The organism is Sodalis sp. C49, assembly GCF_046352915.1.
In the GTDB taxonomy this organism is placed as follows: domain Bacteria; phylum Pseudomonadota; class Gammaproteobacteria; order Enterobacterales; family Enterobacteriaceae; genus Acerihabitans.
In genome coordinates, this window is the sequence record NZ_CP163303.1 from 1,661,719 (window position 1) to 1,684,939 (window position 23,221).

Below are 23,221 nucleotides of genomic sequence, written 5' to 3' on the forward strand. Positions count from 1 at the left end.
ATTTAAACATGACCGAGAACAAAGCCACCCTCGCGCTTGACGCGCAACGTTCCATCGAACTGGATTTCAATGCCGGTTCGTATGGCCCCGCGGCCCTGGATATCAGCCCGTTTCGCCAGGAAGATCTCTACACCTACGACCCGGGTTTCGTGAATACCGCCGGCTGCGAGTCGGCCATCACCTATATCGATGCGCGCAACAGCATCCTGCTGCACCGGGGTTTTCCGGTCGACCAGTTGGCTGAGCACTGCACGTTTCCCGAGGTCTGTTATATCCTGCTGCACGGCCAGGCGCCGTCCAGGGACGAATATGACCGCTTTACCGAGTCCATCACGCGCCATACCATGATTCATCAGCAGATGACCCGTATGCTGAGCGGCTTTCGCCGCGATTCGCATCCCATGGCGCTGATGTGCGCGGTGGTGGGCGCGCTGGCGGCGTTCTATCACGATGCGCTGGATGTGGGCAAGCCCGAGGACCGGGAACTGGCGGCGCTGCGGCTGCTGTCGAAAATGCCCACCGTGGCGGCCATGTGTTATAAATATTCCATCGAGCAGCCGTCGGTCTATCCGCGCAACGCGCTGTCGTACACCGGTAACTTCCTGCATATGCTGTTCGCCATCCCGGCGGAAAAGTACGAGGTGAATCCCGTGCTTGAGCGGGCCATGAACCGCATCCTGATTTTGCATGCCGACCATGGCCAGTGCCCGTCCACCACCACGGTCAGGACGGCGGGATCCTCCGGCGCCAATCCTTTCGCCTGCATCGCCGCGGCCCTGGCGTCCATGTGGGGACCGCTGCACGGCGGCGCGAACGAAGCCTGTATGCGCATGCTCGAGGAGATAAGCACCGTCGACCGCATCCCGGCGTTTGTCAACCGGGCGAAAGATCGCCACGACTCCTTTCGCCTGATGGGCTTCGGCAATTCCATCTATCACCATTTCGATCCCCGGGCCGCCATCCTGCGCAAAACCTGCCATGAAGTGCTCAACGCGCTGGGCATGGAGGACAACCTGCTGCAGGTAGCCATGGAGCTGGAGCACATCGCGCTGACCGATGCCTTTTTCCTGGAAAACAAACTTTACCCCAGCGCGGATTTCTACACCGCCCTGATCCTCAAGGCCATGGGGCTGCCGTCGTCCATGTTTACGGTGATTACCGCCGTAGGACGCACCACCGGCTGGATTGCCCATTGGAATGAAATGCACAGCCAACCGCTGAAAACCTGCCGGCCACGCCAGGTCTATACCGGTGAGGAACGCCGTGATTTTGTCTCCAAACTCTGACGCCGGCGCCCTCGCTACCCTGAATCCAGAACAGCGCCAGGCGGTGGTCACCACCGAAGGCGCGTTGCGGGTCATCGCCGGCGCCGGCACCGGCAAAACCCGCACCCTGACGGAACGTTACTGCTACCTGGTCTCGACGCTTGGCATCGCGCCCAGGAATATCATGTGCGTGACCTTCACCAACCGGGCGGCCAATGAGATGAAGCGGCGGGTGCGCGCCGTGCTGGGCGATCGGGATCTCGGCACTATCTGCACCTTCCACGCCTTCTGCGTACAGCTGCTGAAAGAAGATATCCATCTGCTCAACTATCCGCGCAACTTTATTATCCTCGACATGGAAGACCTGAAGCAGATCCTGCTGAAGATTTTCGCCGATATGGGACTGACGCTGCGCGACACCACCGTGAAACGCACCCTGGACGAGGTGCTGGAAGCCAAAAAACTGTACGCCACCACCTATATCGACGATATCTATCAGCTCAACAACGAACAGCTGAAGGCGCGCTTTGCCGATGCCCGGGATCGCGACGAGGAAATCTTCCTGCGCTACCTGTATGAGCAGAAGAAATGCTTTGGCTGCGATTTTAACGATCTGATTAATTTCGCCACCTGGATCCTGGAGACATTTCCCGCCGTGCGGCAAAAATGGCAAAACCGGATGCAGTACGTCATGGTGGACGAGTTCCAGGACGTCAGCAAACGGCAGTACAAGCTGGCCAGGCTGCTGGCGGGCAGGCACGGCAACCTGTTTATCGTCGGCGATCCCGACCAGACCATCTATTCCTGGCGCGGTTCCCATCTGCGCCTGTTCCTGGATTTCGACAAGGCCTACCCGGGGGCGGAAACCATCGCGCTCGGCACCAATTATCGCTCCACCCCGGAAATACTCGCCGCCTCCAACTGCCTGATTGAAAAGAATGAGGTCAGGTTTCCCAAGACGCTGCACGCGGTGAAACCCGGCGGCTGGCGGCCGCGGTATTTTCACGCCAAAAGCGATAAGCTCGAAGCGGAATGGATAGCCGGCGAAATTACCCGGCTGCGCAATACCGGCGTACCGCCAAATCATATCGCCGTCCTGTACCGCGCCCATTACCTGACGCGCGCCCTGGAGGAACGGTTTATCGACCGCGGCCTGCCCTACAAAATATTCAGCGGTATCGAGTTTTATGGCCGGCGTGAAATCAAGGATGTGATCTGTTATCTGCGCATGGTGACCGCCGGCGACGACGTGGCCTTTCTGCGCACCGTAAACGTGCCGGCGCGCAAATTCGGTAAAAAACGACTGGAAACGCTGGCCGCCTATGCCGAGGCCCGCAGCCTGTCCCTGTACCAGGCGCTGAAGGAAAACCTGGACGCGGCGCTGTTGACGGGCACCGGGGTCAGGCAATATGTGGCCGCCATCGAACAGGTACGGGCGCAGCGCGCGGGGTGGTCGCTGGGCAATACCCTGCAGACGCTGCTGGATCTGAGCGGCTATGAGGCTTTCCTGCGCCTGCAGGGCGATCAGGAGCGGCTGGATAACGTGGCGGAGCTTAAACGCGCGGTGCAGGCCGCAGGCGAAGACGAAGAGGCGACGCTCGAGGACTTCCTGGCGCGGATTGCGCTATTTACCAGTCTGGATAATGAAAGCAAGACCGACACGGTAAAGCTGATGACCATTCACGGCGCCAAGGGTATGGAATTCCCGTATGTGTTTGTCTGCGGCCTGAACGAAGGGGTATTTCCCGGGCGCAAGATAAGCTCCGCGCAAGAGATGGAGGAGGAGCGCCGCCTGGCCTATGTCGCCATGACCCGCGCCATGGACGGGCTGTATCTGAGCGACTCGGAAGGGGTGGCCAATGACGGTATTTTCAAATATCCGTCGCGGTTTATCTTTGATGCCGGCAGCGAGAACGTGGCGTTTGATGTTCCGCTGGATCAGGCGCTGATGAGCGGCGGACACAATGTGATGACCGCGGACGCGGCGTTGCCCGCCGCCGGCGCGTCCCGCTTTCGGGCGGGTGATCGGGTGTCCCATGGCGTCTTTGGCTGCGGCACTGTTATCGCGGTGGACGGGTATGAAAGCGCCTATTCCATTAAATTCGACGGACTGCCCACCGAGCGCAGCATCCAGTTCGGCGCGCCGCTGATCCGCCTGGAATAACGCCGGCGCAAGCCGGGCCAGAGGGTCTGGGCTACACTGAATAATGAAATAGATTTTTATTGCAAAAGGAGTGCAATGTTGGACTACGCCGAAGAACAATTTCCCCCAAGACACACTCAACCGGTAGCGAGCGATCGGCAGGTCTGGAACTGGGCGCAAAACGCCACGCTAGGCCCGCGCGCGAACGTACGCCGGCCGGGGAGCGAAGCGGAACTGCAGACGCTGGTCGCCGATGCGCGCGGTAAAATCAGGATCATGGGCAGCCGGCTGTCCACCGGCAGCCTGCTGCGCGCCGACGGGCCGCAGGATATGCTGCTGGATGCCGGCCAAATGCAGGGGCTTATCCACTCGACCGCGGATACGGTCACTTTCGCCGCGGCCACCACGCTGCAGCAGGTTTATCAAACCCTGACGGCGATGGGCCGCATGCTGCCCTCCTCCCCCGGCGTTATTGCCCTGCAAACCCTGGCCGGCGCCATGGCCACCGGCACCCATGGGCAAGGACTGGGGCAAAGCTCCATCGCCGATGAGGCGCTGCATATCCGCATGGTGCTGGCCGACGGCAGCATCGCCGGCTTTGATCGCGATCACCCTTATTTCGGCGCCGCGCAACTGGCGCTTGGCGCCCTGGGCGTGGTCACCGAAGTCACGCTGCGCACGATACCGGCGACGCTGTTCACCTGTTTCAAAAGCGCCTGCGGCGCCGGCGAGCTTGAATCCCTGCTGTACGATTGGAATGAAGGCTATCCGCTCAGCAAGGCGTGGTGGTTTCCCGAGGAGGACAAAGTCCACGTCTGGTCCGCCCGCGAGGCCAATGACGCCGAGGGAAAACGCTACCGGGAAAACGGCTGCCGCACCCTGTCGCTCTCCGCCGGCGATCAATCGATGAACGCCACGGTGGAGCGCACGCTGGGCCATATGCGTACCGATACCAAAATCCGCGGCCGGGACGGCACGCCGTTTAAAACCGTGGCGCGTTTCAAGGATTTTTCCGACATTACCGGCGATGTCTACCAGCTGTTTTGTCGCGGTATCGCTACACCGCAAATCAATATTGAAATCGGCATCCCGTTTCGCCGCGCGGGCGAGGTGATCCAGAAGATAAAACGCTGGTACCGGCAAACGCACCCCCATATGCATTACCCGGTGATCCTGCGCTGTACCGGTCCCTCGAGCGCATGGCTCAGTCCCGCACATGGCGAAGCCACCTGCTTTTTTGGTTTTGTGGTGTATTACGCCGAGGACGGCACCCTGTCGCGGGACGGCGTGCATTTTCTCAATGAAGTGGAGAAATTGCTGGCAAACGAAGGGGGACGGCCGCATTGGGGAAAATATTACCATCCCGCCCTTTATCAGTGGCGCGAGCGCTATCCGCGCTGGGAACAGTTCCGCCAGGTGAAAGCCGCCCTCGATCCGCACGGAAAATTCACTAACGCGCTTATCGCGGATCTCTTCACGTCATGACCGCGTGATATGGCCCGAGGAACGACGATGAAAGCCTGGATAACCTTATTGACCGATCCCGCTTACCTGGCCGGGGTCAGGACGCTGCATCAATCATTACAGGACACGCATACGCGTTATCCGCTGGTGGTCATGGTGACCGCCGGGATTGGCCAACAGATCCGTGACGACCTGGCGGCCGAGGGCTGCGATGTGCGCGCCGTTACCCCGCTCTGCCCGCGGGACGGGGTGGCCGGCGGCTACGCCTACGCCCGTTTCGCCGAGGTATGGAGCAAGCTGTGCGCCTGGCGCCTGACCGGGTTCAGCCGGCTGGTGCTGCTCGACGCCGATATGCTGGCGCTGAAAAACATGGACGAGCTGTTCGATATCCCCCTGCCGGCGGGCGGGATCGCCGCCTGCCACGCCTGCCGCTGCAATCCCAACCATATTGCCACCTATCCCAAAAGCTGGGTGCCCGCAAACTGTTATTATACCTACAGCGCCAACCCCGCCGCGCTGCCCGCTGATTTTACGCCGTATTTTAATTCGGGTATTATCGTATTGACGCCTGGGGAAAAAACCTATGACGAACTGGCCGGCCAGGTGGCCGCCATTACCGATCTCGCCGCGTATCCCTTTCCCGAGCAGGATTTGCTCAACGCGTATTTCCAGGGCCGCTGGCTGGCGCTGCCGTACGGCTATAACGCCCTGAAAACGCTATCGGTTCACCACGCGGCCATGTGGCGGATGCCGCAGGTCAAAAACCTGCATTTTATCTTGGACAAACCCTGGCAATACGCCCCGGATCAGCCTGACGCCCGGCACGATCCGTATTATCCCCTTATCGAGCGTTGGTGGATGACCTATCGCCGGCTTGCGCCGAACAGTCGCTGGTAATTGGCGCTTTCCAGGGTCATTTCGGCGATGCCCCGGAGATAGTCGTCATCCATGCTTTCGCGGTAGATGATGTCCGGCACATGCTGCCTGGGGATGGTTTCCCGGCACAGGCGAAAAATATCGGCCGTCATCTGCGGCCCGAGTCCCGCGCCGGTCACGGCGATGGTGCCGGGGTTAATAATGGAAATCAGTGAAATAACCGTATCGGCCACGGTGCGCGCCAGTGCCCGCCCGGCGCCGGGGCGGTTGAGGCAGGGCAAATGGGCAATTTCGCCGGCAAACTGCGTGGCGCCTTCGAGCGCCTTGCCGCCGACGATAATGCCGCAGCCGGGGCAGTGTTTTTCCGGAAACATCAGGTACGCGAGGGGCTGGTCTTTGCTCAGGCGCTGGTTTTTATAAAAACCGTAGGCGGTAAAATTCATATCGTTGCCGATGCGGATAAAGGCGGCGAACCTGGCCGCCAGGATATCGCGCAGCGCCACGTCCTCGAAGGCGGAGATATCGCAGGTCAGCACCCGCCCGTCCACTATCACGCCGGGCAGGCCGATACCTATGGCGCGCACGTTGTATTGCGCCGTTTTGCCGTGGATAAAGGCGATAACGCTGGCGGTATCGGCGCTGGGCAGCGTTTCACGGCCGCCGGCGACGAGGGTGCCGATAGCCGTGGTCAGCGTATAGCCGTAGACGTAATGACCATGCTCCCCCGCCACCGCGAGGCTGAACACATAAAAAAAATGCTCATTATAGATAAAACGCTGCGCAGGTCGTCCGCCGCTGGACGCCTCAAGCGCCTCGTGCAATATTTCACCGCTGGCGCATAAGCTGTTCAATATCGTCCCGCAGGTCGCCAAGCTCAGGCCCGTCGCCTGGGCCACGGTCGCTTTGGTGCCGCGCCGAAGCGCTTTCATCGTTTCAATGACATGGGCAACGTTAATCAGCTTCAGTTGCTGGGTGTTGCTGGTCAGCGGATAATCCATAAGCCCTCGTCGCTATCATTCACGCATACCGTGACAATATACCTTCCTGCGGCGCATAAACCTCCTTTTATCCGGCGTCGCCGTCAGGCCGCGCCACTATGTTACCGTGATTTGATCCGCCCTAAAGCGGGCCGCGGTAAAAAAAACCGCGTCACCCGCGCGGCGCCCTAGGTTCTGCGTCGTCGGGGCCGCCAAATTGCAGCGGGCGCCGCAGCCAGGGCGCCAGGAACGATGTCAGGCGCCCGGTCGCCGGGTGGCGGAACAACCGCCCCGGCTCGCCGCTTTCCACGATGGCGCCTTCGGCCATAAACACCACCCGGGTGGATACCTGGGCGGCAAAGGACATTTCATGGGTCGCCATGATCATGGTGATGCCCTGGCGCGCCAGCCCGCCGATAACCTCCAGCACCTCCTCCACCCGTTCCGGGTCCAGGGCGGAGGTGGGCTCATCCAGCAGCAGCAGCTCGGGTTCCAGCGCCAGCGCGCGGGCAATGCCGACACGCTGCTGCTGGCCGCCCGACAGCCGGGCCGGCCAGGCGCCGGCATGCTCCGCCATGCCTACCTGTGCCAGCGCGGCGGCGGCGGCGCGGCGCGCCTCGGCGCGCGGCCGCCTTTTTCCCAGGATCAGCGGCGCGGCGACATTCTCCAGCGCCGTCATATGCGGCCACAGGTTGAATTGCTGGAACACCATGGCCAACGGACGCCGCACCCGCGCGATACCCGCGGCGCCGTCCCGATCCCCTGCCGCCCGGCCCGGGCCGCGATAGCCCAGCAGGCGGCCTTTGATCAAAATTTCCCCCCGGTCATAGGCCTCCAGGAAGTTCATGCAGCGCAGCGCGGTGGTCTTGCCCGATCCCGACGGCCCGATCAGGGTTGTCACCTCACCGGCGTGCACCTGCAGCGTGATATCGTTCAGTATCCTCCGGGCGCCGAAAGACTTGCCGACGCCGCGCAGTTCAAGGATGGGTTGCCCGGTCATAGGGGTATCCTCCGGAAAATAAGTGGCGGCCAAGCCAGCCGACGGCCAGGCTTATCCCCTGCGCCAGCAGCCAGTAACCGGCGATAAGCAGGGCATAGGGCAAAAAATAGCTATAGGTGCTGGCGGCAATGCGTCCGGCGGCCATGGTCAGCTCGGGCAGGGTGATAATCGATGCCACCGCGCTTTCCTTCACGGTTAAAATCACCTGGTTGCCCAGCAGCGGCAGGCTGAAACGCAGCGCCTGCGGGGTCTCGATATGCCAGAAACTTTGCCATGGGGAGATGGCGTGGGCCCGGGCGGCGTCCAGTTGCCCGCGGCCGATGCTTAACCAGGCGCCACGGAAAATTTCGCCGAAATAGGCGGCGCTGTAGAGCGTCAGCGAAAGAATGGCGGCGGGCAGCGCGCCGAGCATCACCCCCAGCGCCGGCAGGCCAAAATAGATCACCGATAGCTGGGCCACAAAGGGCGTGCCGCGTATCAGCCACACATAAACGCGCCACGGCGGGTACAGCAGCCGGCAGCGGCTGCACAGCGCCTGCAGCGTAAAACCGCCCAGGGCGCCGGCCGTCGCCGCGCTCAGGCTGAGGGCCAGGGTCATGGCCATGGCCTGCGCAAAATCAGGCAGGTACAGCAGGATATCGCTCACGAAGGCTCCTTGCGCCAGCGCTGTTCCAGATGGCGGCCCGCCAGGGCCAGCAGGCTGGTCATCACCAGGTAGACCAGGGCGACGGCGAGATAGGCCGGCAGCATCCGGTAGCTTGCGGACGCCAGTTGCTGCCCGACCCGCATAACATCGGTGATGGCGATGACCGAGACCACCGCCGACGCTTTGATCACATCAATCATCTCCGAAATAAACGCCGGCAGCGTCGGCCGCAGCGCCTGCGGCAGGCGAATATGCCAGAACGCCTGCCAGGGTCCCAGGCCGCAGGCCAGGGCGGCGTCCTGTTGCCCGGCGGGAACGGCCGCAAAACCGCCGCGCAGGATTTGCGCTTGATAGGCCGCGCTGTTAAGGGTGAGCGCCACGGCGGCGGCGGCCCAGGCGCCGGCCTCAACGCCCAGTTCGCCGGGCAGGTAATAGCACAGCAGCACCAGGACCAGCACCGGCGTACTGCGAAACACGCTGACATAAGCGCGGGCCAGGCCGCGGCAAGCAGGCCGACGCGCGCTCTGCAAACAATAAATGCCGGTGCCGGCGAAAAAGCCGCATAGCATGGCGGCAGCGCTGAGGGAGGCAGTGGTTGCCGCCCCGCCGGCAAGCATCGGCAGCCAGGAGGCGAGCAGGTGGCAAAACTCGGTTAAGTCGTCCATGCCGCGCGCCTTGTCACACATCGGGTACCGGCATTTTATCGTGCGGCAGCGGCGTTTCCACGCCGAACCATTTCAGCTGCAGGTGCTTGAGGGTACCGTCGCGGTTGGCCTCGGCGATGCCGTCGCTAAACAGTTTCACCAGGCTGGCGCTGTCGGCATCCTTGCGTCCCGCCCAGGCGAAATAGGTGGTGGGCCCCAGCATCGGCCGCATGACGGCGAACACGCCGGGGCGGCTCTTGATAAGCGGCCCGAGATTGGCAAGGGATTGCGCCACGCCGTCGAGACGTTGATTGGCCAGGTCGGCATAGGCCTCGTCAAAGGCGATGTATTGCCTGATCTCTTTAACGCCCGTCATGCCCTGTTCCCGCAGCCGCTGGTCGACCGCCTGCAGCACCCGCAGGTGGCTCGAGCCGGCCACGGTGCCCACCACCTTACCGTTCAGATCCGCAAGCGTCGTCAGCGCGGCGTCGTTTTCGCGCTTTAGCAGCGCCACCGTGGATTCGCCCACCGGCACGGTAAACGCGAAACGCGCCATCCGCGGCCGGTCCACCATCATCGCCGTGATCATGAAATCGAATTTTTTGGCATCCAGCCCGGGCAGGATGCCCTGAAAGGGCAAATCCAGCTGTCTGACGCGCACGCCCGGCAAATGTTTTTGCAGGATATGATGCATCAGATCCACGTCGAAGCCGATAATGTTGCCGTCACGCACCATTTCAAAAGGCGCGTAGCGGGCCTCGGTGGCTACGGTCAGGACTTTTTCCGCTTTAACGCGCGCCAGCAAATCCGCGCCGATGGCCGGCGGGATCAGCGTGCCGGCGACGCAGAGCGCGGCGGCGCAAAAGGTCATGATGTATTTTCGCAAGATCATATCCACTCCCGTCAGGACAAATGGCGCGCGGCGCGGCCGAAGAGGATAGATTAACTTTCTGTAATTGAATGGTTAATGAATTGAAAGCGTAAAAAAGACTTTTTCGGCCTGGCGGCAACTAACGTTAGGCATTTGGCAGCCGTTCATTTTATTATCATTACCGCGCCAGCACGTCGTCTTGCAGATAGAACCGCCGGACCTCGTCTAACCTTGATTGAACGTTAACCAATCGATCGTAAAAAATAGCCTGCTGATTTCAATGAATACTCCAGATGTTTCCCGTTCGACCGCCTGGCTAAGAGTCATTACCCTCGCGTTTGCCGCCTTTATTTTCAACACGTCCGAGTTCGTGCCGGTCGGCCTGCTGACCGATATCGCCCAGAGTTTTCAGATGGAGACCGCCCAGGTCGGGCTGATGCTGACCATCTACGCCTGGGTGGTGGCGCTGATGTCGCTGCCCTTTATGCTGCTGACCAGCCATATTGAGCGGCGCGGCCTGCTGGTGATGATCTTTGCCCTGTTTATCGCCAGCCATATCCTCTCGTTCGTGGCCTGGAACTTCACGGTACTGGTGCTATCCAGAATCGGCATCGCCCTGGCGCATGCGGTATTCTGGTCTATTACGGCATCGCTTGCGATCCGCGTCGCGCCGATGGGTAAAAAAACCCAGGCGCTGAGCATGCTGTCCACCGGCACCGCCCTTGCCATGGTGCTGGGACTGCCGCTGGGCCGCATTGTCGGCCAGTTGCTGGGCTGGCGCATCACCTTCCTGGTGATTGGCATTTTCGCCCTGGCGACCCTGGTCTTTATTATCAAACTGCTGCCCAAGCTGCCCAGCGAGCACTCCGGTTCGCTGAAAAGCGTGCCCATGCTGCTAAAACGCCCGGCGCTGATGTCGCTTTACCTGCTGGCGGTGCTGATCGTCACCTCGCATTACACCGTCTACAGCTATATCGAGCCGTTTATCCGCCATGCGGCGGCGCTGGGCGATGATTACACCACCTTACTGCTGTTGATTTTCGGCGGTTCGGGCATTATCGGCAGCGTGGTGTTCGGCGTATGCAGCAATAAATATCCCACCGCCCTGCTGGTCACGTCTATCGTGCTGGTGGTCGTCTGCCTGCTGGTTCTGCAGCCCGCCGCCGGGTATAAAATCAGTTTTGCCGGCCTGAGCGTGATTTGGGGCATGGCGTTTATGGCCATCGGCCTGAGCATGCAGGTGAAGGTACTGGCGCTGGCCCCGGACGCCACCGATGTGGCCATGTCGTTGTTCTCGGGCATCTTCAATCTGGGCATCGGCGCCGGCGCGCTGTTGGGCAACCAGTTTATCCTGCGCGCGGATCTGGCGTATATCGGCTATCTCGGCGCCCTGCTGGCTATCGTGTCCCTGGCATGGTGCCTGTTTATCTTCCGCCGCTACGCCGCGGAGCTGCGCCGGGCCTGACCGTTCGGTTCGCCGGCGGCGCGGGCATGGCCGATAGCAAAAAATCGTCAAGGACGGCAATGTGTGATGGCTTTCTCGTTTCGCACGCCGGGATTTTGTTACTTCTAAACCAGGCATGGCGTGGCGGCCGTTTTGTCGTGGGCTTTTTCCGGCCATGGCGGCGCGGCGGCGGGACAGACGTATCGGCGGCAGGGCGTGAAAAGCACTTATGAGTATTTTTGTTTCCAAGAAGCTGGTGAATTTTATCGTGTTGGCCCAGACCAACAATATCGCCAAAGCCGCCGAAAAACTGCATATGACCGCCTCGCCCTTCGGTAAAAGCATCGCCGCGCTGGAGGAGATGGTCGGTTATGAGCTGTTCTCGCGCACCGATAACAGCATCAGCCTGAACAAGGCCGGGCAGGAGCTGTACCAGATGCTTTATCCCATCTACCAGCGTCTGGCAAGCATCGACGCGGATATCATGCTGGCCGCCAGCCACCATCAGAAACACTGCGTTATCGGCATCGACACCGCTTACCCGACGATGATCTTCGATCAGCTTATCAGCCTGGGCGACAAGTTTGACGGCTTCACCACCAAACCCTTCGATTTTAATGAAAACGATCTGGTTTCCGGCCTGCTGGACCATGACGTGGACATGATTATCTCGCCGCAGCAGGCCTCGACGCGCATCGCCGAAATGTCCAGCATGCTGATAACGCCGCTTGAACCACTGCGGCTGGGATTCCTGGTATCGCGCATCCATGACAATGTGCAGGCCAGCGTGCTGCTGCATACCCTGCCCTGGCTGCAGATGCGGTTCCAGCACCGGGCCAATTTCGAGTCGCTTATCGACTCGCACTTCCGTTATGCCGGCATTACCCCCACCATTATCTATCGTCCCTACAGCTTCCTGGCCAAGATCAGCGCCGTCAGCCGCGGGCAATTCCTGACGGTGGTGCCCCATTTCGCCTACCGGTTTGTCAATCCCGCCAGCCTGAAATACTTTGACGCGCCCAATAAGCCGATGTACATGCCGGAATATCTTTATTCGCTGCGCAACTGTAAAACCCTCGGCCGGCTGGTGGATGCCATCAAGCATGACCGCAACGGCACCACCGCCGATGAGCCGCCGTCCTCACACTAGCATGCTGCCGTACTGTTCCAGGTTCTGGTACAAATCGAAGGCATGGGCCAGATCGTGATGGATATGGCCGCTTTTACCCCGCGCCAGGTAGGTATACAGATAGTCCCGGTACATCGGATGGGCGCAGTTGCCGATAATGGCCTCGGCGCGCTGGATGGGCGACAGCCCGCGCAGGTCGGCCACGCCGTGTTCGGTGATAATCACTTTCACGCTGTGTTCGCTGTGATCCACATGGGAGCACATCGGCACGATGGTAGAGATCTTGCCGCCCTTGGCAATGGACGGCGCCATAAAGATGGATAGATAGGCATTGCGCTCGAAATCGCCGCTGCCGCCGATGCCGTTCATTAAATTGACGCCGGCCACATGGGTGGAATTGGCATGGCCGTAGATGTCGAACTCCAGGCCGACATTCAGGGCAATGACCCCCAGACGGCGGATGATTTCCGGATTATTGGAAATTTCCTGCGGCCGCAGCACGATGCGCTCGCTGAAAAAGTCCATATTCTGATAAATCCGCTCCAGCACCGAGGGCGGCACGGTGAGGCTCGAGGCGCTGGCGCCGATAATCCGCTCCTGCTCGAGCAGTTCGATGACCGAGGTCTGCAGCACCTCTGAATACATCATAAACGGCGGAATATCCGGGTTCCGGCCCAACACCTTCAGCACCGCGTTGTTGATATTGCCGACGCCGCTCTGCAACGGCAGGAACCCGTCGGGAATGCGTTTGGCGTGCAGTTCCTTCAGCAGAAACTGCTCGACGTTGCGGGCGATTTGCAGGCACAGCGGATTCTCGTTGCCGAACTCGGTAATCTGGTCCGCCAGATGGGTGGGCACCACGGCGATGATTTTTTGCGGATCGATTTGCACATAATTTTCCCCAACCCGATCCAGGGTATGGAAAATCGGCACCATGGTGCGCAACGGCGGCGCGCCGAGGGAAACGATATCGCTCATCTCGCGGATGCGCGGGGAATGATAGTCGTTAAGCTCAATAATGACCCGCCGCGCCTGCTGCAGGTAGACCGGCGCGTTACCGATGCCGCTGGTCAGGTACACCCGACCTTCCCTGGTCACCGCCGAGGCTTCGATAACCGCGATATCAATCGGGCCGAAAAAGCCGTAATTGACCATTTGCGCCACTTCGCTAAGATGCAGGTCGACAAAATTCACCGCGCCCTGGTTTATCTTATCGCGCAGCGCAGGCGCGGTCTGGTACGGCGCGCGCCACTCCACGGCGTCGGCTTCCGCGAGCTGGTTGTCCGCCAGCGCGCCGATGGACGCCCCGGTGAGCAGTTTGATGCGATAAGGCTGTTCCCGCAGGTGCAGCGCTATCGCCCGCCGGGCCATGGCCGCGGGCAGGGCTTTGGGGGCGCCGGCCGGGGTAAAGCCGCTAAAGGCCACCATATCGCCATGGGAGATTAATTGCGCGGCTTCATCCGCCGTCATTACCGTAAAATCCTGGTTCATCCTGATCACTCCTTGCGCCGGTTCACCGCGCGGCTTAGTGGCCGATAAAATTCGCCTTGCGTTTTTCCATAAAGGCCGCCATCCCTTCCTGGTAATCCTGGCTGTCGTACACCACCCTGCGCAGCCCCTGAATACGTTCGAACTCATCGGAATTGAGGGTATGGGCTTCGCCGAGCACCCGGAGTTCTTCCTTGATCACCGCCACCGCCAGCGGCGCCTTTTCAGCAATCACGCAGGCCATGCGCATCGTGAAGGACTCCAGCTCGGATGGATCGACGATATGGTTAAGAATGCCGACGTTCAGCGCCCGTTCGGCGGAGATCGGCGCGGCGGTAAAGATAAGCTCCTTGACGATATGAAAACCGGCGTCGCGGATCAGGTTATGGATGCCCACCAGGTTGTAGGGCACCCCCAGGTTGACCGGGGTCATGGAGAAGGTGGACAGGTTGCTGGAAATAATGATATCGGAACTCATGATCAGTTCAAACGCCCCGCCCCAGACGCTGCCTTCCACCATGGAGATAATCGGCTTGGGAAATTTCTGGATGGCGCGGGTGATCTGGCGCAGCGGGTCGTCGTAGGCCAGCGGGTCGCGCCGGGTTTTCGGCAACTCATAGATATCATGGCCGGCGGAGAAAACCTTGGAGCCTTTCGGCGCACGCAGGATAACGCAGCGGATATCGATATTATTCAGATCTTCCAGCGCCTGCAGGATATCGCGGATAAACACCGCGCTCAGCGCATTAAGCTTTTTGGCATAGTTAAACTCAATAATACCCACCCGGTTTTCGATCAGCACTTTGACAAATTCGTACGCCATAATTCATTTCCCTTAATGGTTTAATTTTTCGACAATAAAGTGGGTGACGTTGTCCACGCCGGCGCGCGGCGATATACGGTGGTTTTCCACCTGCTCCAGCGCCTGCCGGTACCGGTCCTGGATATCGCCGCGGGCGAACAGGGCCGCCAGGGTGTTTTCCTCGATCTGCCTGCGCATGGCATCCAGCTGCTGGCGTTTGCGCAGCGCCATCAGTCCGTTATCCACCGCCATCCGATCATAAAAATCGCCGACGGCGCGCCAGAGCTCGGCGATGCCCCGCGCTTCCAGGGCGCTGCAGGTCAGCACCGGCGGCGTCCAGGCCGGATATTTGCGCCGCATGATGGCGAGCGAGGCCCGGTACATGTGCGCCGTGAGCGCCACCCGGGCGCGGTTATCGCCGTCATCTTTGTTGATAACGATAATATCGGCCATTTCCATAATGCCTTTTTTGATGCCCTGCAGTTCATCGCCGGCGCCGGCCAGCTGCAGCGAGAGAAAACAGTCCACCAGTTGGGCGATATCCACTTCGCTTTGCCCGACCCCCACGGTTTCCACGATCACCAGGTCATAGCCCGCCGCCTCGCACAGCAGCATCAGTTCGCGGGTACGGCGGCTGGTCCCCCCCAGGTAGCCGCCGGTGGGCACCGGGCGGATAAACGCCCGCTGCGCGCGTGAAAGCAGCGACATGCGGGTTTTATCGCCGAGGATGCTGCCGCCGCTGAGCGGGCTGCTGGGGTCGATGGCGATAACCGCCACTTTCAGGCCCAGCGTCAGCACGTAACCGCCCAGGGCCTCGAGAAACGTGCTTTTGCCGGCGCCCGGCACGCCGGTAATACCCAGCCGTTTCGCCCGGCCGGTATGGGGCATGATGCGGTCGAGCAGTTGCGTGGCCAGCGCCTGATGCGCGGGGTGGACGCTTTCGATAAGCGTCATCCCCTGCGCCAGGGCCACCCGATCGCCCGCCAGCAATTGCCCGACAGTCTGATCCAACTGGCCGGCGCTAAGCATGGCAAAGCCCGATTTTATCCAGCACATCGCGCACGCTGGCCAGCATCGGCGTGCCCGGCCCGTAGATGGCGGCCACGCCCCGGCGGTAGAGGAAATCATAATCCTGCGGCGGTATCACCCCGCCCGCCACCACCTTGATATCCTGACGGCCGTAGCCGGCCAGCGCAGCCACCAGCGCCGGAATTAGCGTCTTATGGCCGGCGGCAAGCGAAGAGGCGCCGATCACGTGCACGTCATTTTCCACCGCCAGCTTGGCGATTTCCTCCGGCGTGGAAAACATCGGACTGAGATCGACGTCAAACCCGAGGTCGGAGTAGGCGCTGGCAATCACCTTGGCCCCGCGGTCGTGGCCGTCCTGGCCCATTTTAGCCACCAGAATGCGCGGGCGGCGCCCCTGTTCGGCCAGGAAGCGGTCGGTGGCGGCCTTGATCTGATCAAATTCCGCCGCGCCTTCCGCGCTCTGGTGGTAACTGTTGGCGATAACGCCGGTCACGCAGTTGGTCTGCACCAGGTAGCGGCCGAAGGCGTCCTCGATGGCGGTTGAAATTTCGCCGAGCGTGGCGCGGCTCCGCGCGGCGTGGATCGCCGCTTCCAACAGGTTGCCCCCGTCGCGCGCCGCCCGGCTGATCATGCCGAGCGCGTCGGCAACGGCGCCGCCGTCGCGGGCGGCGCGGATTTGCCGCAGGCGTTCGACCTGTTCCTGGCGCACCTTGACGTTATCGATTTCCAGCACCGAGGTGGCGTCTTCCTGCGCCAGCTTGTATTTGTTCACCCCGACAATCACCCGTTTGCCCTGGTCGATAAGCGACTGCTGGCGGGCGGAGGCTTCTTCAATCATGCGCTTGGGCAGGCCGGCCTCAATGGCTTTGGCCATGCCGCCCACCTCGCCTATCTGGCGGATAATTTCCCGCGCCGCCTTGACGACCTGGTCGGTGAGATTTTCCACATAATACGAACCGGCAAGGGGATCGACGGTACGGCACACCGCCGATTCTTCCTGCAGGATAATTTGGGTGTTGCGGGCGATGCGGGCGGAGAAATCGGTGGGCAGCCCCAGCGCCTCGTCAAAGGCGTTGGTATGCAGCGACTGCGTGCCGCCCAGTACCGCCGCCAGCGCTTCGACGGTGGTGCGGATGACATTATTGTAGGGGTCTTGTTCCGTCAGGCTCCAGCCCGAGGTTTGGCAATGGGTGCGCAGCGCCTGGGATTTGGGGTTGGTGGAACCAAAACCGCTTACCGCCTCGCTCCATAAATAACGGGCGGCGCGCAGCATGGCGACATTCATAAACAGGTCCATGCCGATGCCGAAGAAAAACGACAGGCGCGGCGCGAAGTCATCTATATCCAGGCCGGCGGCCAGCGCCGCCTGGATATATTCAATGCCGTCGGCGATGGTAAACGCCACCTGCTGTACGCAGTTGGCCCCGGCTTCGCCCATATGGTAGCCGCTGATGCTGATGGTGTTGAATTTGGGCATATTGCCGGAACAGTAGGCAATAATATCGGAAATAATGCGCATCGAGGGTTTGGGCGGATAAATATAGGTATTGCGGCAAAGGTATTCTTTTAAAATATCATTTTGGATGGTACCGGTCAGCGCTGCCGGCGGCACGCCCTGCTCTTCGGCGGCCACGATATAAAACGCCATGATGGGGATCACCGCGCCGTTCATGGTCATGGACACCGACATTTTATCCAGCGGGATTTGGTCGAACAGTATTTTCATGTCTTCGACGCTGTCGATAGCCACGCCGGCTTTGCCGACGTCGCCGGCCACGCGTTCATTATCCGAGTCGTAACCGCGATGGGTAGGCAAATCGAAGGCGACGGAGAGCCCCTTTTGGCCGGCCGCCAGGTTGCGGCGGTAAAAGGCGTTGGATTCAGTGGCGGTGGAAAACCCGGCATACTGGCGAATGGTCCAGGGCTGGGCGGCGTACATCGTTGCGCGGGGACCGCGCACAAAGGGCGCCATGCCCGGCAGCGAACCGGTGACCTCCAGGTCGGACAGGTCGTCGGCGGTGTAAAGCGGCTTGATGCTGATTTCTTCCGCGGTGAGGGTAGTTAAATCGTCGACGCTTTTGCCCAGCCGTCCCAATTCTTTATTGGCAAGTTTTTCCCATGCCTCTGTTTGCGACATTATATTTCTCCGGATGGAATAGAATTATGTTTATTTCATCGGTCTGCCAGTGCCGGGCAATAGTCCGCCTTGGCGGATAATCCCCATCCAGCCTTGTGAGGTTAAATACAATAAGGCGTTGCTATCTTCGTGGTTTAAAACCAATGCGATTAAAACGCCCTGCGTTAATTCGTCATAATGGCCCGCATAACTTTCGATGAAATACCTGGGATTATAAATAGCACCGCCGGGCGAGTTTTACAGCCTCAAAAAATGCATGCTGAGCAATCATTATTTGCCGTATGGGAAATAGCGGGATTTGGCGGGTTCGCTCACTCTTTAACGCGTCTGCGTTGCGGGCGGGGGTTGCGGGGCTTATTTTTTGATTGCAAGCGCGCCATGGGGCTGGTGCGGTCTGGCAATAGGGGATGCCCGCTGGGGTGAATGTCGCCGTGGCCGGGGGGCTTATGTTGCCACGGCGGGGAGGCTGATGGCGCCGTAGCCGGGAGGTTTATGTTGCCGTGGCGGGGGGCTTATGGCGCCGTAGCCGGGAGGTTTATGTTGCCACGGCCGGGGGATTTTTATCGCCGTAGCTGGGAGGTTTATGTTGCCACGGCCGGGGTTTCGCTTGCCGTGCTTTCGGTGGTTATATGCAGTGCCGGGCGCCGGCAAGCGACAAAGAGGCCGTACCGCGACGGCCTCCTTGACCTCCGCGCGCCCGGCAGGTCGCGCGTCGCTGCGCGATGCCTTCCGCCGCCAGTTCCCCCGTTATGCACCGGCCCGGTTAGCGCTCCCGGCGCAACCGGGCCTTTCGCCGCTCCCGGCGGCTCATGCCGGGGGCACTGGCGCCGTCAGCGCGCTTTATGCCGGTCCACATGTCGCTGTTGGCCAAGCGTTTTATGAAGTGACTGCGGCGCTGCTGCTTAGGATAGGGACTGGCGTCGGCATAGGATTGACCATTAGGGATGCAATGGCGATGGAATGCCGTCGGCACAGCAAAATGCAGTCAGGCAGTAAGACATTCATTATTCTGTTTTGCATATTGAGTTTTGAGTTTTAGCAGTAAGCGTCAGCTTTTAGCTTTTAGCTTTTAGCTTTTAGCTTTTAGCTTTTATCTCTTAGCTCATATCCCAAATGGGTGCTGATATTTTTCCCGGTAAGTGCATGCCGCAAGAAACCTAAAAACGCTGTTTTACTCACAGACGATGGTGTTGACGTGGTGCCGGCATAGAGTGCGCCGGCAGCGCCCATCATGGCGGGATGAGCCGCCGGGAGCGGCGAAAGTCCGGGCTGCGCCGGGAGCGCATCCCGGACGGTCCCAAAGCCGGGATGGGTGATGCCGGGAACCGCGCAGCGGCGCACGACCTGCCGGACGCGCGGAGGTCAAGGAGGCCGTCGCGGTACGGCCTCTTTGTCGCTTGCCGGCACCGGACACGCCATATAACCACCGAACGCACGGCAAGCGAAACCTTCGCCGAGGCAGCATAAGCCTTGCCTCCCGCTAACGCACGGCAAACGAACCCTCGCCGAGGCGGCATAAGCCTTGCCTCCCGCTAACGCACGGTAAACGAACCTTCGCCGAGGCGGCATAAGCCTTGCCTCCCGCTAACGCACGGCAAACGAACCCTCGCCGAGGCGGCATAAGCCTTGCCTTCCGCTAACGCACGGCAAACGAACCCTCGCCGAGGCGGCATAAGCCTTGCCTCCCGCTAACGCACGGCAAACGAACCCTCGCCGAGGCGGCATAAGCCTTGCCTCCCGCTAACGCACGGCAAACGGACCCTCGCCGAGGCGGCATAAGCCTTGCCTCCCGCTAACGCACGGCAAACGAACCTTCGCCGAGGCGGCATAAGCCTTGCCTCCCGCTAACGCACGGCAAACGAACCCTCGCCGCGGGGGCTATAAGCCTCCCCCGAGCCGCCGGCGTTACATCCAGCGACGGCGCGTGGGACGGCGTCAGAAGTGGATTACGGTGCGAATGGATTTACCTTCATGCATTAAATCGAACGCGTCGTTAATCCGCTCCAGCGGCAGGGTATGGGTGATAAAGGGATCGAGATTGATTTCACCGGCCATGGCCTGCTCCACCATGCCCGGCAACTGCGTGCGCCCCTTGACGCCGCCGAAGGCGGACCCGCGCCATACCCGGCCGGTAACCAGTTGGAACGGACGGGTGCGGATCTCCTTACCGGCGCCGGCTACGCCGATAATGATGCTTTCGCCCCAGCCCTTGTGACAACACTCGAGCGCCGCGCGCATAACATCGACGTTGCCGATGCATTCAAAACTGAAATCCACGCCGCCGTCGGTGAGTTCGACAATCACCTCCTGGATCGGCCGCGCATGATCCTTGGGATTGATGCAATCGGTGGCGCCCATCGAGCGGGCCAGATCAAATTTACCCGGATTGGTGTCGACGGCGATAATCCGCCCGGCCTTGGCCTGCACCGCGCCCTGGATCGCTGCAAGGCCTATGCCGCCCAGGCCGAAAATGGCGACGGTGTCGCCGGCCTTGACCTTGGCAGTGTTATGCACCGCGCCGATGCCGGTGGTGACGCCGCAGCCGAGCAGGCAGACTTTTTCCAGCGGCGCCTTGGGATTGATCACCGCCAGGGAAATCTCGGCCACCACGGTATATTCGCTGAAGGTACTGGTGCCCATATAGTGATAAAGGGGCTGACCGTTATAGGAAAAACGGGTGGTGCCGTCCGGCATCAGGCCCTTACCCTGCGTAACGCGTACCGCCTGGCACAGGTTGGTTTTGCCGGAGGTGCAGAATTTGCAGACGCCGCATTCGGCGGTATACAGGGGAATGACATGATCGCCGCGCTTTACGCTGGTTACGCCTTCGCCCACTTCCATTACAATGCCGCCGCCCTCATGGCCCAGCACGGCGGGAAACAGCCCTTCGGGGTCGTCTCCCGACAGGGTGAAAGCGTCGGTGTGGCAGACGCCGGTGTGGGTAATCCTCACCAGCACCTCGCCCTTTTGCGGCGGCGCAACGTCAATCTCAACGATTTTGAGAGGCTGGCCCGGCCCGAAGGCAACGGCTGCACGAGATTTCATAAGGTTTCTCCAATCATAAACAGCACCGGTCAACATCTTACCGTCGACGGCGTCATTACTTCAAATAGGAACGCACCAGGCTGGCGACATCGTTAAGCCGGGCCGCCTTCTGCGCCGGCGTCAGGTCTTCCTCGCCCAGTTCGTCGCGGATATGAATTTCCATAATTTCAGACATCAGGCCGTGGGAAGCGCCGCGGATGGCGGCGATCTGCTGCAGCAGCGCGCCGCAGTCGACGCCCGTTTCCAGGCCGCGCTCCAGCGCCTCCACCTGCCCTTTGATGCGCCGGACCCGCAGCAGGACGCGTTTTTTATCTTCAGCTGAACGAGGCATTTCCCGACCCGTATGAAAATATAGTATAGGGGGGTATAGTATAGATAAAGAAAAAAAGATCAAGCCATTCGCGCGCGGCGCGCAACATAAGCGCTCGTTGCCCCCGCCCGATCCGGACAACGATCGGAGATGAAAACACGCGTCCGGGCGTCAATCGGCCGATGGCTTCGATAGGGTAATACCTTGAGAAATAATTCCGTGGGGGACTATACTGCATGCACAGGATATCGCGTTAGATCCTTCACATCACCGGTCGTTTCATAAGGACAGCATTATCATGAGCGTACAGACAGCCGCACCGTCGTCGATCAAAACGGTTAATCCCGCCACCAATAAAATCGAAAAGCAATTCGACGTTATGTCCGACCAGCAGATCGAACAGATCCTGGCCGCCGCCGACGCCGCCTTCCAGCAATGGAAAAAAACCCCGTTCGCCGAGCGGGCCAAACTGCTGCATAACGTGGCCGCCATTTTGCGCGATCGCCAGGATGAGCTGGGCAAGCTGTGTACCATTGAAATGGGCAAACTGCACGCCGAAGGCGTGGGCGAAGTGCAACTGTGCGCCGATATATTTGATTATTATGCCGATCACGGCGAACGGTTCCTGGCCGACAAGCCCCTGGAAACCGGGATTGGCAGCGCGTTTCTCAGCTATGACCCCCTCGGCGTGCTGCTGAGCGTGCAGCCCTGGAATTTCCCTTTCTACCAGATCACCCGTTCGGCGGCGCCGAATATCATGGCCGGGAATACCATGGTGTTGAAACACGCCTCCAACGTACCGCAGTGCGCGGCCATGATGGAGCGTATCTTTATCGATGCCGGCGCGCCCGTGGGCGTTTACACTAATCTGTTCGTGCCCGGCGCCAAGGTATCGCAATTAATAGGCGATAAGCGCATCAAGGGCGTGTCTCTGACCGGCAGCGAGGCGGCGGGATCAAGCTTTGCCGCCGAGGCCGGCAAACATGTTAAGAAATCGACCCTGGAGCTGGGCGGCAGCGACGCCTTTGTGGTGCTGGCGGATGCCGATCTTGATCTGGCGGTAAAAACCGCCGCCATGGGACGTTTATGGAACGCCGGCCAGGTCTGTGTGTCGCCCAAGCGTATTATCGTGCTGGAAGACGTCGCCGAGGCATTTATCGCCAAGGCGCGGGCCATTTATGAAAAGATCAGGATCGGCGACCCGCTGGATCCGTCCACGCAGCTCGCCCCGCTCAGCAGTGAAAAAGCGGCCGGGGAGATCGTTGAGCAGGTGGCAACCGCAGTGAGGGAAGGCGCCAAACTGATCTACGGCGGCCACCGCGTGGACCGGCCGGGCGCGTATATGGAACCGACCATCCTCACCGGCATCAAACCCGGCATGGCGGCCTACGCCGAGGAAATCTTCGGACCGGTGCTGTGCGTGTATGCCGTCAAGGACGAGGCGCAGGCGATTGCGCTGGCCAACGACTCCATCTTCGGCCTGGGGGGCACCGTCTTCGGCACCGATACCGCCAGGGCCGTGGCGGTGGCGCGGCAAATCGATTCCGGTATGGTCTATATCAACCATACCACAGGTATTGCCCCGGAGCTGCCGTTTGGCGGCACCAAAAACTCCGGCTATGGCCGCGAACAATCCCCGGCGGGGATTCATGAATTCGTCAATGAAAAGCTGATCCGCATCACCACGCCCGACGCGCCTTATTGATCCTACCCGGGGCCGGCATGGCCCGTAAATCACGCCTGTTTCCTGCGGCTAACGCGCCGGGGGAAACAGGCTGCCCGGTTCATTCCCCCCGCGGATTCACCGTGCGCCGACCGTTGACCGCGCCTGCGCTTATTGCCGATATCAGCGTGATAATTACCGGTGTTTTTAAATTAAAACGGCATTTCATTATTATGAATATGAATAATGCCGTGCTTTGCCGCACGGAGAATATCCACGCCATTACAA

General features: G+C 60.4%; 18 protein-coding genes. 7 read left to right on the forward strand and 11 right to left on the reverse strand.

What is annotated here, in order from left to right:
- The first annotated feature begins 8 nt into the window (after positions 1-8).
- The 4 genes from ABUK12_RS07385 (at position 9) to ABUK12_RS07400 (ending at position 5,769) form a co-directional block, all read left to right on the forward strand.
- The gene (locus ABUK12_RS07385) at positions 9-1,286 is read left to right on the forward strand and encodes a citrate synthase (RefSeq protein WP_410015672.1); all 1,278 of its coding nucleotides are present in this window, start codon (positions 9-11) and stop codon (positions 1,284-1,286) included.
- Positions 1,270-3,429 (forward strand): ATP-dependent helicase, encoded by a 2,160-nt coding sequence (locus tag ABUK12_RS07390; protein WP_410015673.1) that lies wholly within the window; start codon positions 1,270-1,272, stop codon positions 3,427-3,429. Before ABUK12_RS07385 ends, ABUK12_RS07390 begins: the two co-directional genes overlap by 17 nt.
- 75 nt (positions 3,430-3,504) lie before the next feature.
- The gene (locus ABUK12_RS07395) at positions 3,505-4,893 is read left to right on the forward strand and encodes a D-arabinono-1,4-lactone oxidase (protein WP_410015674.1); all 1,389 of its coding nucleotides are present in this window, start codon (positions 3,505-3,507) and stop codon (positions 4,891-4,893) included.
- Positions 4,894-4,920: 27 nt separating this feature from the next.
- Positions 4,921-5,769 carry a glycosyltransferase family 8 protein gene (locus tag ABUK12_RS07400; RefSeq protein WP_410015675.1) on the forward strand — a complete coding sequence of 283 codons (849 nt, stop codon included), beginning with the start codon at positions 4,921-4,923 and terminating at the stop codon, positions 5,767-5,769.
- Here the strand turns inward: ABUK12_RS07400 and ABUK12_RS07405 are convergent.
- The 5 genes from ABUK12_RS07405 to ABUK12_RS07425 all read right to left on the reverse strand — a co-directional run bounded on the left by ABUK12_RS07405 (position 5,736) and on the right by ABUK12_RS07425 (position 9,907).
- Positions 5,736-6,746: an ROK family protein gene (locus tag ABUK12_RS07405; protein ID WP_410015676.1), complete on the reverse strand. Its 1,011-nt coding sequence runs from the start codon at positions 6,744-6,746 to the stop codon at positions 5,736-5,738. The two genes, ABUK12_RS07400 and ABUK12_RS07405, sit on opposite strands and share 34 nt — an antisense overlap.
- A gap of 151 nt (positions 6,747-6,897) precedes the next feature.
- Entirely contained in the window at positions 6,898-7,725 is an 828-nt protein-coding gene (locus ABUK12_RS07410; protein WP_410015677.1) for an amino acid ABC transporter ATP-binding protein, read from the reverse strand.
- Positions 7,703-8,371, reverse strand: coding sequence for an amino acid ABC transporter permease (locus ABUK12_RS07415; protein WP_410015678.1), 669 nt, complete (start codon positions 8,369-8,371; stop codon positions 7,703-7,705). Before ABUK12_RS07415 ends, ABUK12_RS07410 begins: the two co-directional genes overlap by 23 nt.
- Positions 8,368-9,036, reverse strand: coding sequence for an amino acid ABC transporter permease (locus ABUK12_RS07420; RefSeq protein WP_410015679.1), 669 nt, complete (start codon positions 9,034-9,036; stop codon positions 8,368-8,370). The genes ABUK12_RS07415 and ABUK12_RS07420 overlap by 4 nt, the downstream gene beginning before the upstream one ends.
- A gap of 13 nt (positions 9,037-9,049) precedes the next feature.
- Positions 9,050-9,907, reverse strand: a complete 858-nt coding sequence (locus ABUK12_RS07425; protein WP_410015680.1) for a transporter substrate-binding domain-containing protein — start codon at positions 9,905-9,907, stop codon at positions 9,050-9,052.
- Positions 9,908-10,166: 259 nt separating this feature from the next.
- On the opposite strand from ABUK12_RS07425, the gene ABUK12_RS07430 reads away from it, so the two are divergent.
- Both ABUK12_RS07430 and srsR read left to right on the forward strand, forming a co-directional pair.
- The gene (locus ABUK12_RS07430; protein WP_410015681.1) at positions 10,167-11,351 is read left to right on the forward strand and encodes a sugar transporter; all 1,185 of its coding nucleotides are present in this window, start codon (positions 10,167-10,169) and stop codon (positions 11,349-11,351) included.
- Between the two features lie 208 nt (positions 11,352-11,559).
- Positions 11,560-12,480 (forward strand): LysR family transcriptional regulator SrsR, encoded by a 921-nt coding sequence (gene srsR, locus ABUK12_RS07435; RefSeq protein ID WP_410015682.1) that lies wholly within the window; start codon positions 11,560-11,562, stop codon positions 12,478-12,480.
- On the opposite strand, the gene ABUK12_RS07440 is transcribed toward srsR, so the two are convergent.
- The 6 genes from ABUK12_RS07440 to ABUK12_RS07465 form a co-directional block, all read right to left on the reverse strand.
- Positions 12,472-13,950: a succinate CoA transferase gene (locus tag ABUK12_RS07440; RefSeq protein ID WP_410015683.1), complete on the reverse strand. Its 1,479-nt coding sequence runs from the start codon at positions 13,948-13,950 to the stop codon at positions 12,472-12,474. The two genes, srsR and ABUK12_RS07440, sit on opposite strands and share 9 nt — an antisense overlap.
- A 34-nt stretch (positions 13,951-13,984) precedes the next feature.
- Positions 13,985-14,770, reverse strand: coding sequence for a methylmalonyl-CoA decarboxylase (gene scpB / locus ABUK12_RS07445; RefSeq protein ID WP_410015684.1), 786 nt, complete (start codon positions 14,768-14,770; stop codon positions 13,985-13,987).
- Between the two features lie 12 nt (positions 14,771-14,782).
- Positions 14,783-15,778: a methylmalonyl Co-A mutase-associated GTPase MeaB gene (gene meaB, locus ABUK12_RS07450; protein WP_410016577.1), complete on the reverse strand. Its 996-nt coding sequence runs from the start codon at positions 15,776-15,778 to the stop codon at positions 14,783-14,785.
- Entirely contained in the window at positions 15,771-17,915 is a 2,145-nt protein-coding gene (gene scpA / locus ABUK12_RS07455; RefSeq protein ID WP_410015685.1) for a methylmalonyl-CoA mutase, read from the reverse strand. The genes meaB and scpA overlap by 8 nt, the downstream gene beginning before the upstream one ends.
- 1,935 nt (positions 17,916-19,850) lie before the next feature.
- Positions 19,851-20,960: an S-(hydroxymethyl)glutathione dehydrogenase/class III alcohol dehydrogenase gene (locus ABUK12_RS07460; RefSeq protein ID WP_410015686.1), complete on the reverse strand. Its 1,110-nt coding sequence runs from the start codon at positions 20,958-20,960 to the stop codon at positions 19,851-19,853.
- A gap of 55 nt (positions 20,961-21,015) precedes the next feature.
- Positions 21,016-21,291, reverse strand: coding sequence for a metal/formaldehyde-sensitive transcriptional repressor (locus ABUK12_RS07465; RefSeq protein ID WP_410015687.1), 276 nt, complete (start codon positions 21,289-21,291; stop codon positions 21,016-21,018).
- Between the two features lie 277 nt (positions 21,292-21,568).
- Here ABUK12_RS07465 and ABUK12_RS07470 point away from each other — a divergent pair, with 277 nt between their 5' ends.
- Positions 21,569-22,975, forward strand: coding sequence for an NAD-dependent succinate-semialdehyde dehydrogenase (locus ABUK12_RS07470; protein ID WP_410015688.1), 1,407 nt, complete (start codon positions 21,569-21,571; stop codon positions 22,973-22,975).
- Positions 22,976-23,221 lie beyond the last annotated feature (246 nt).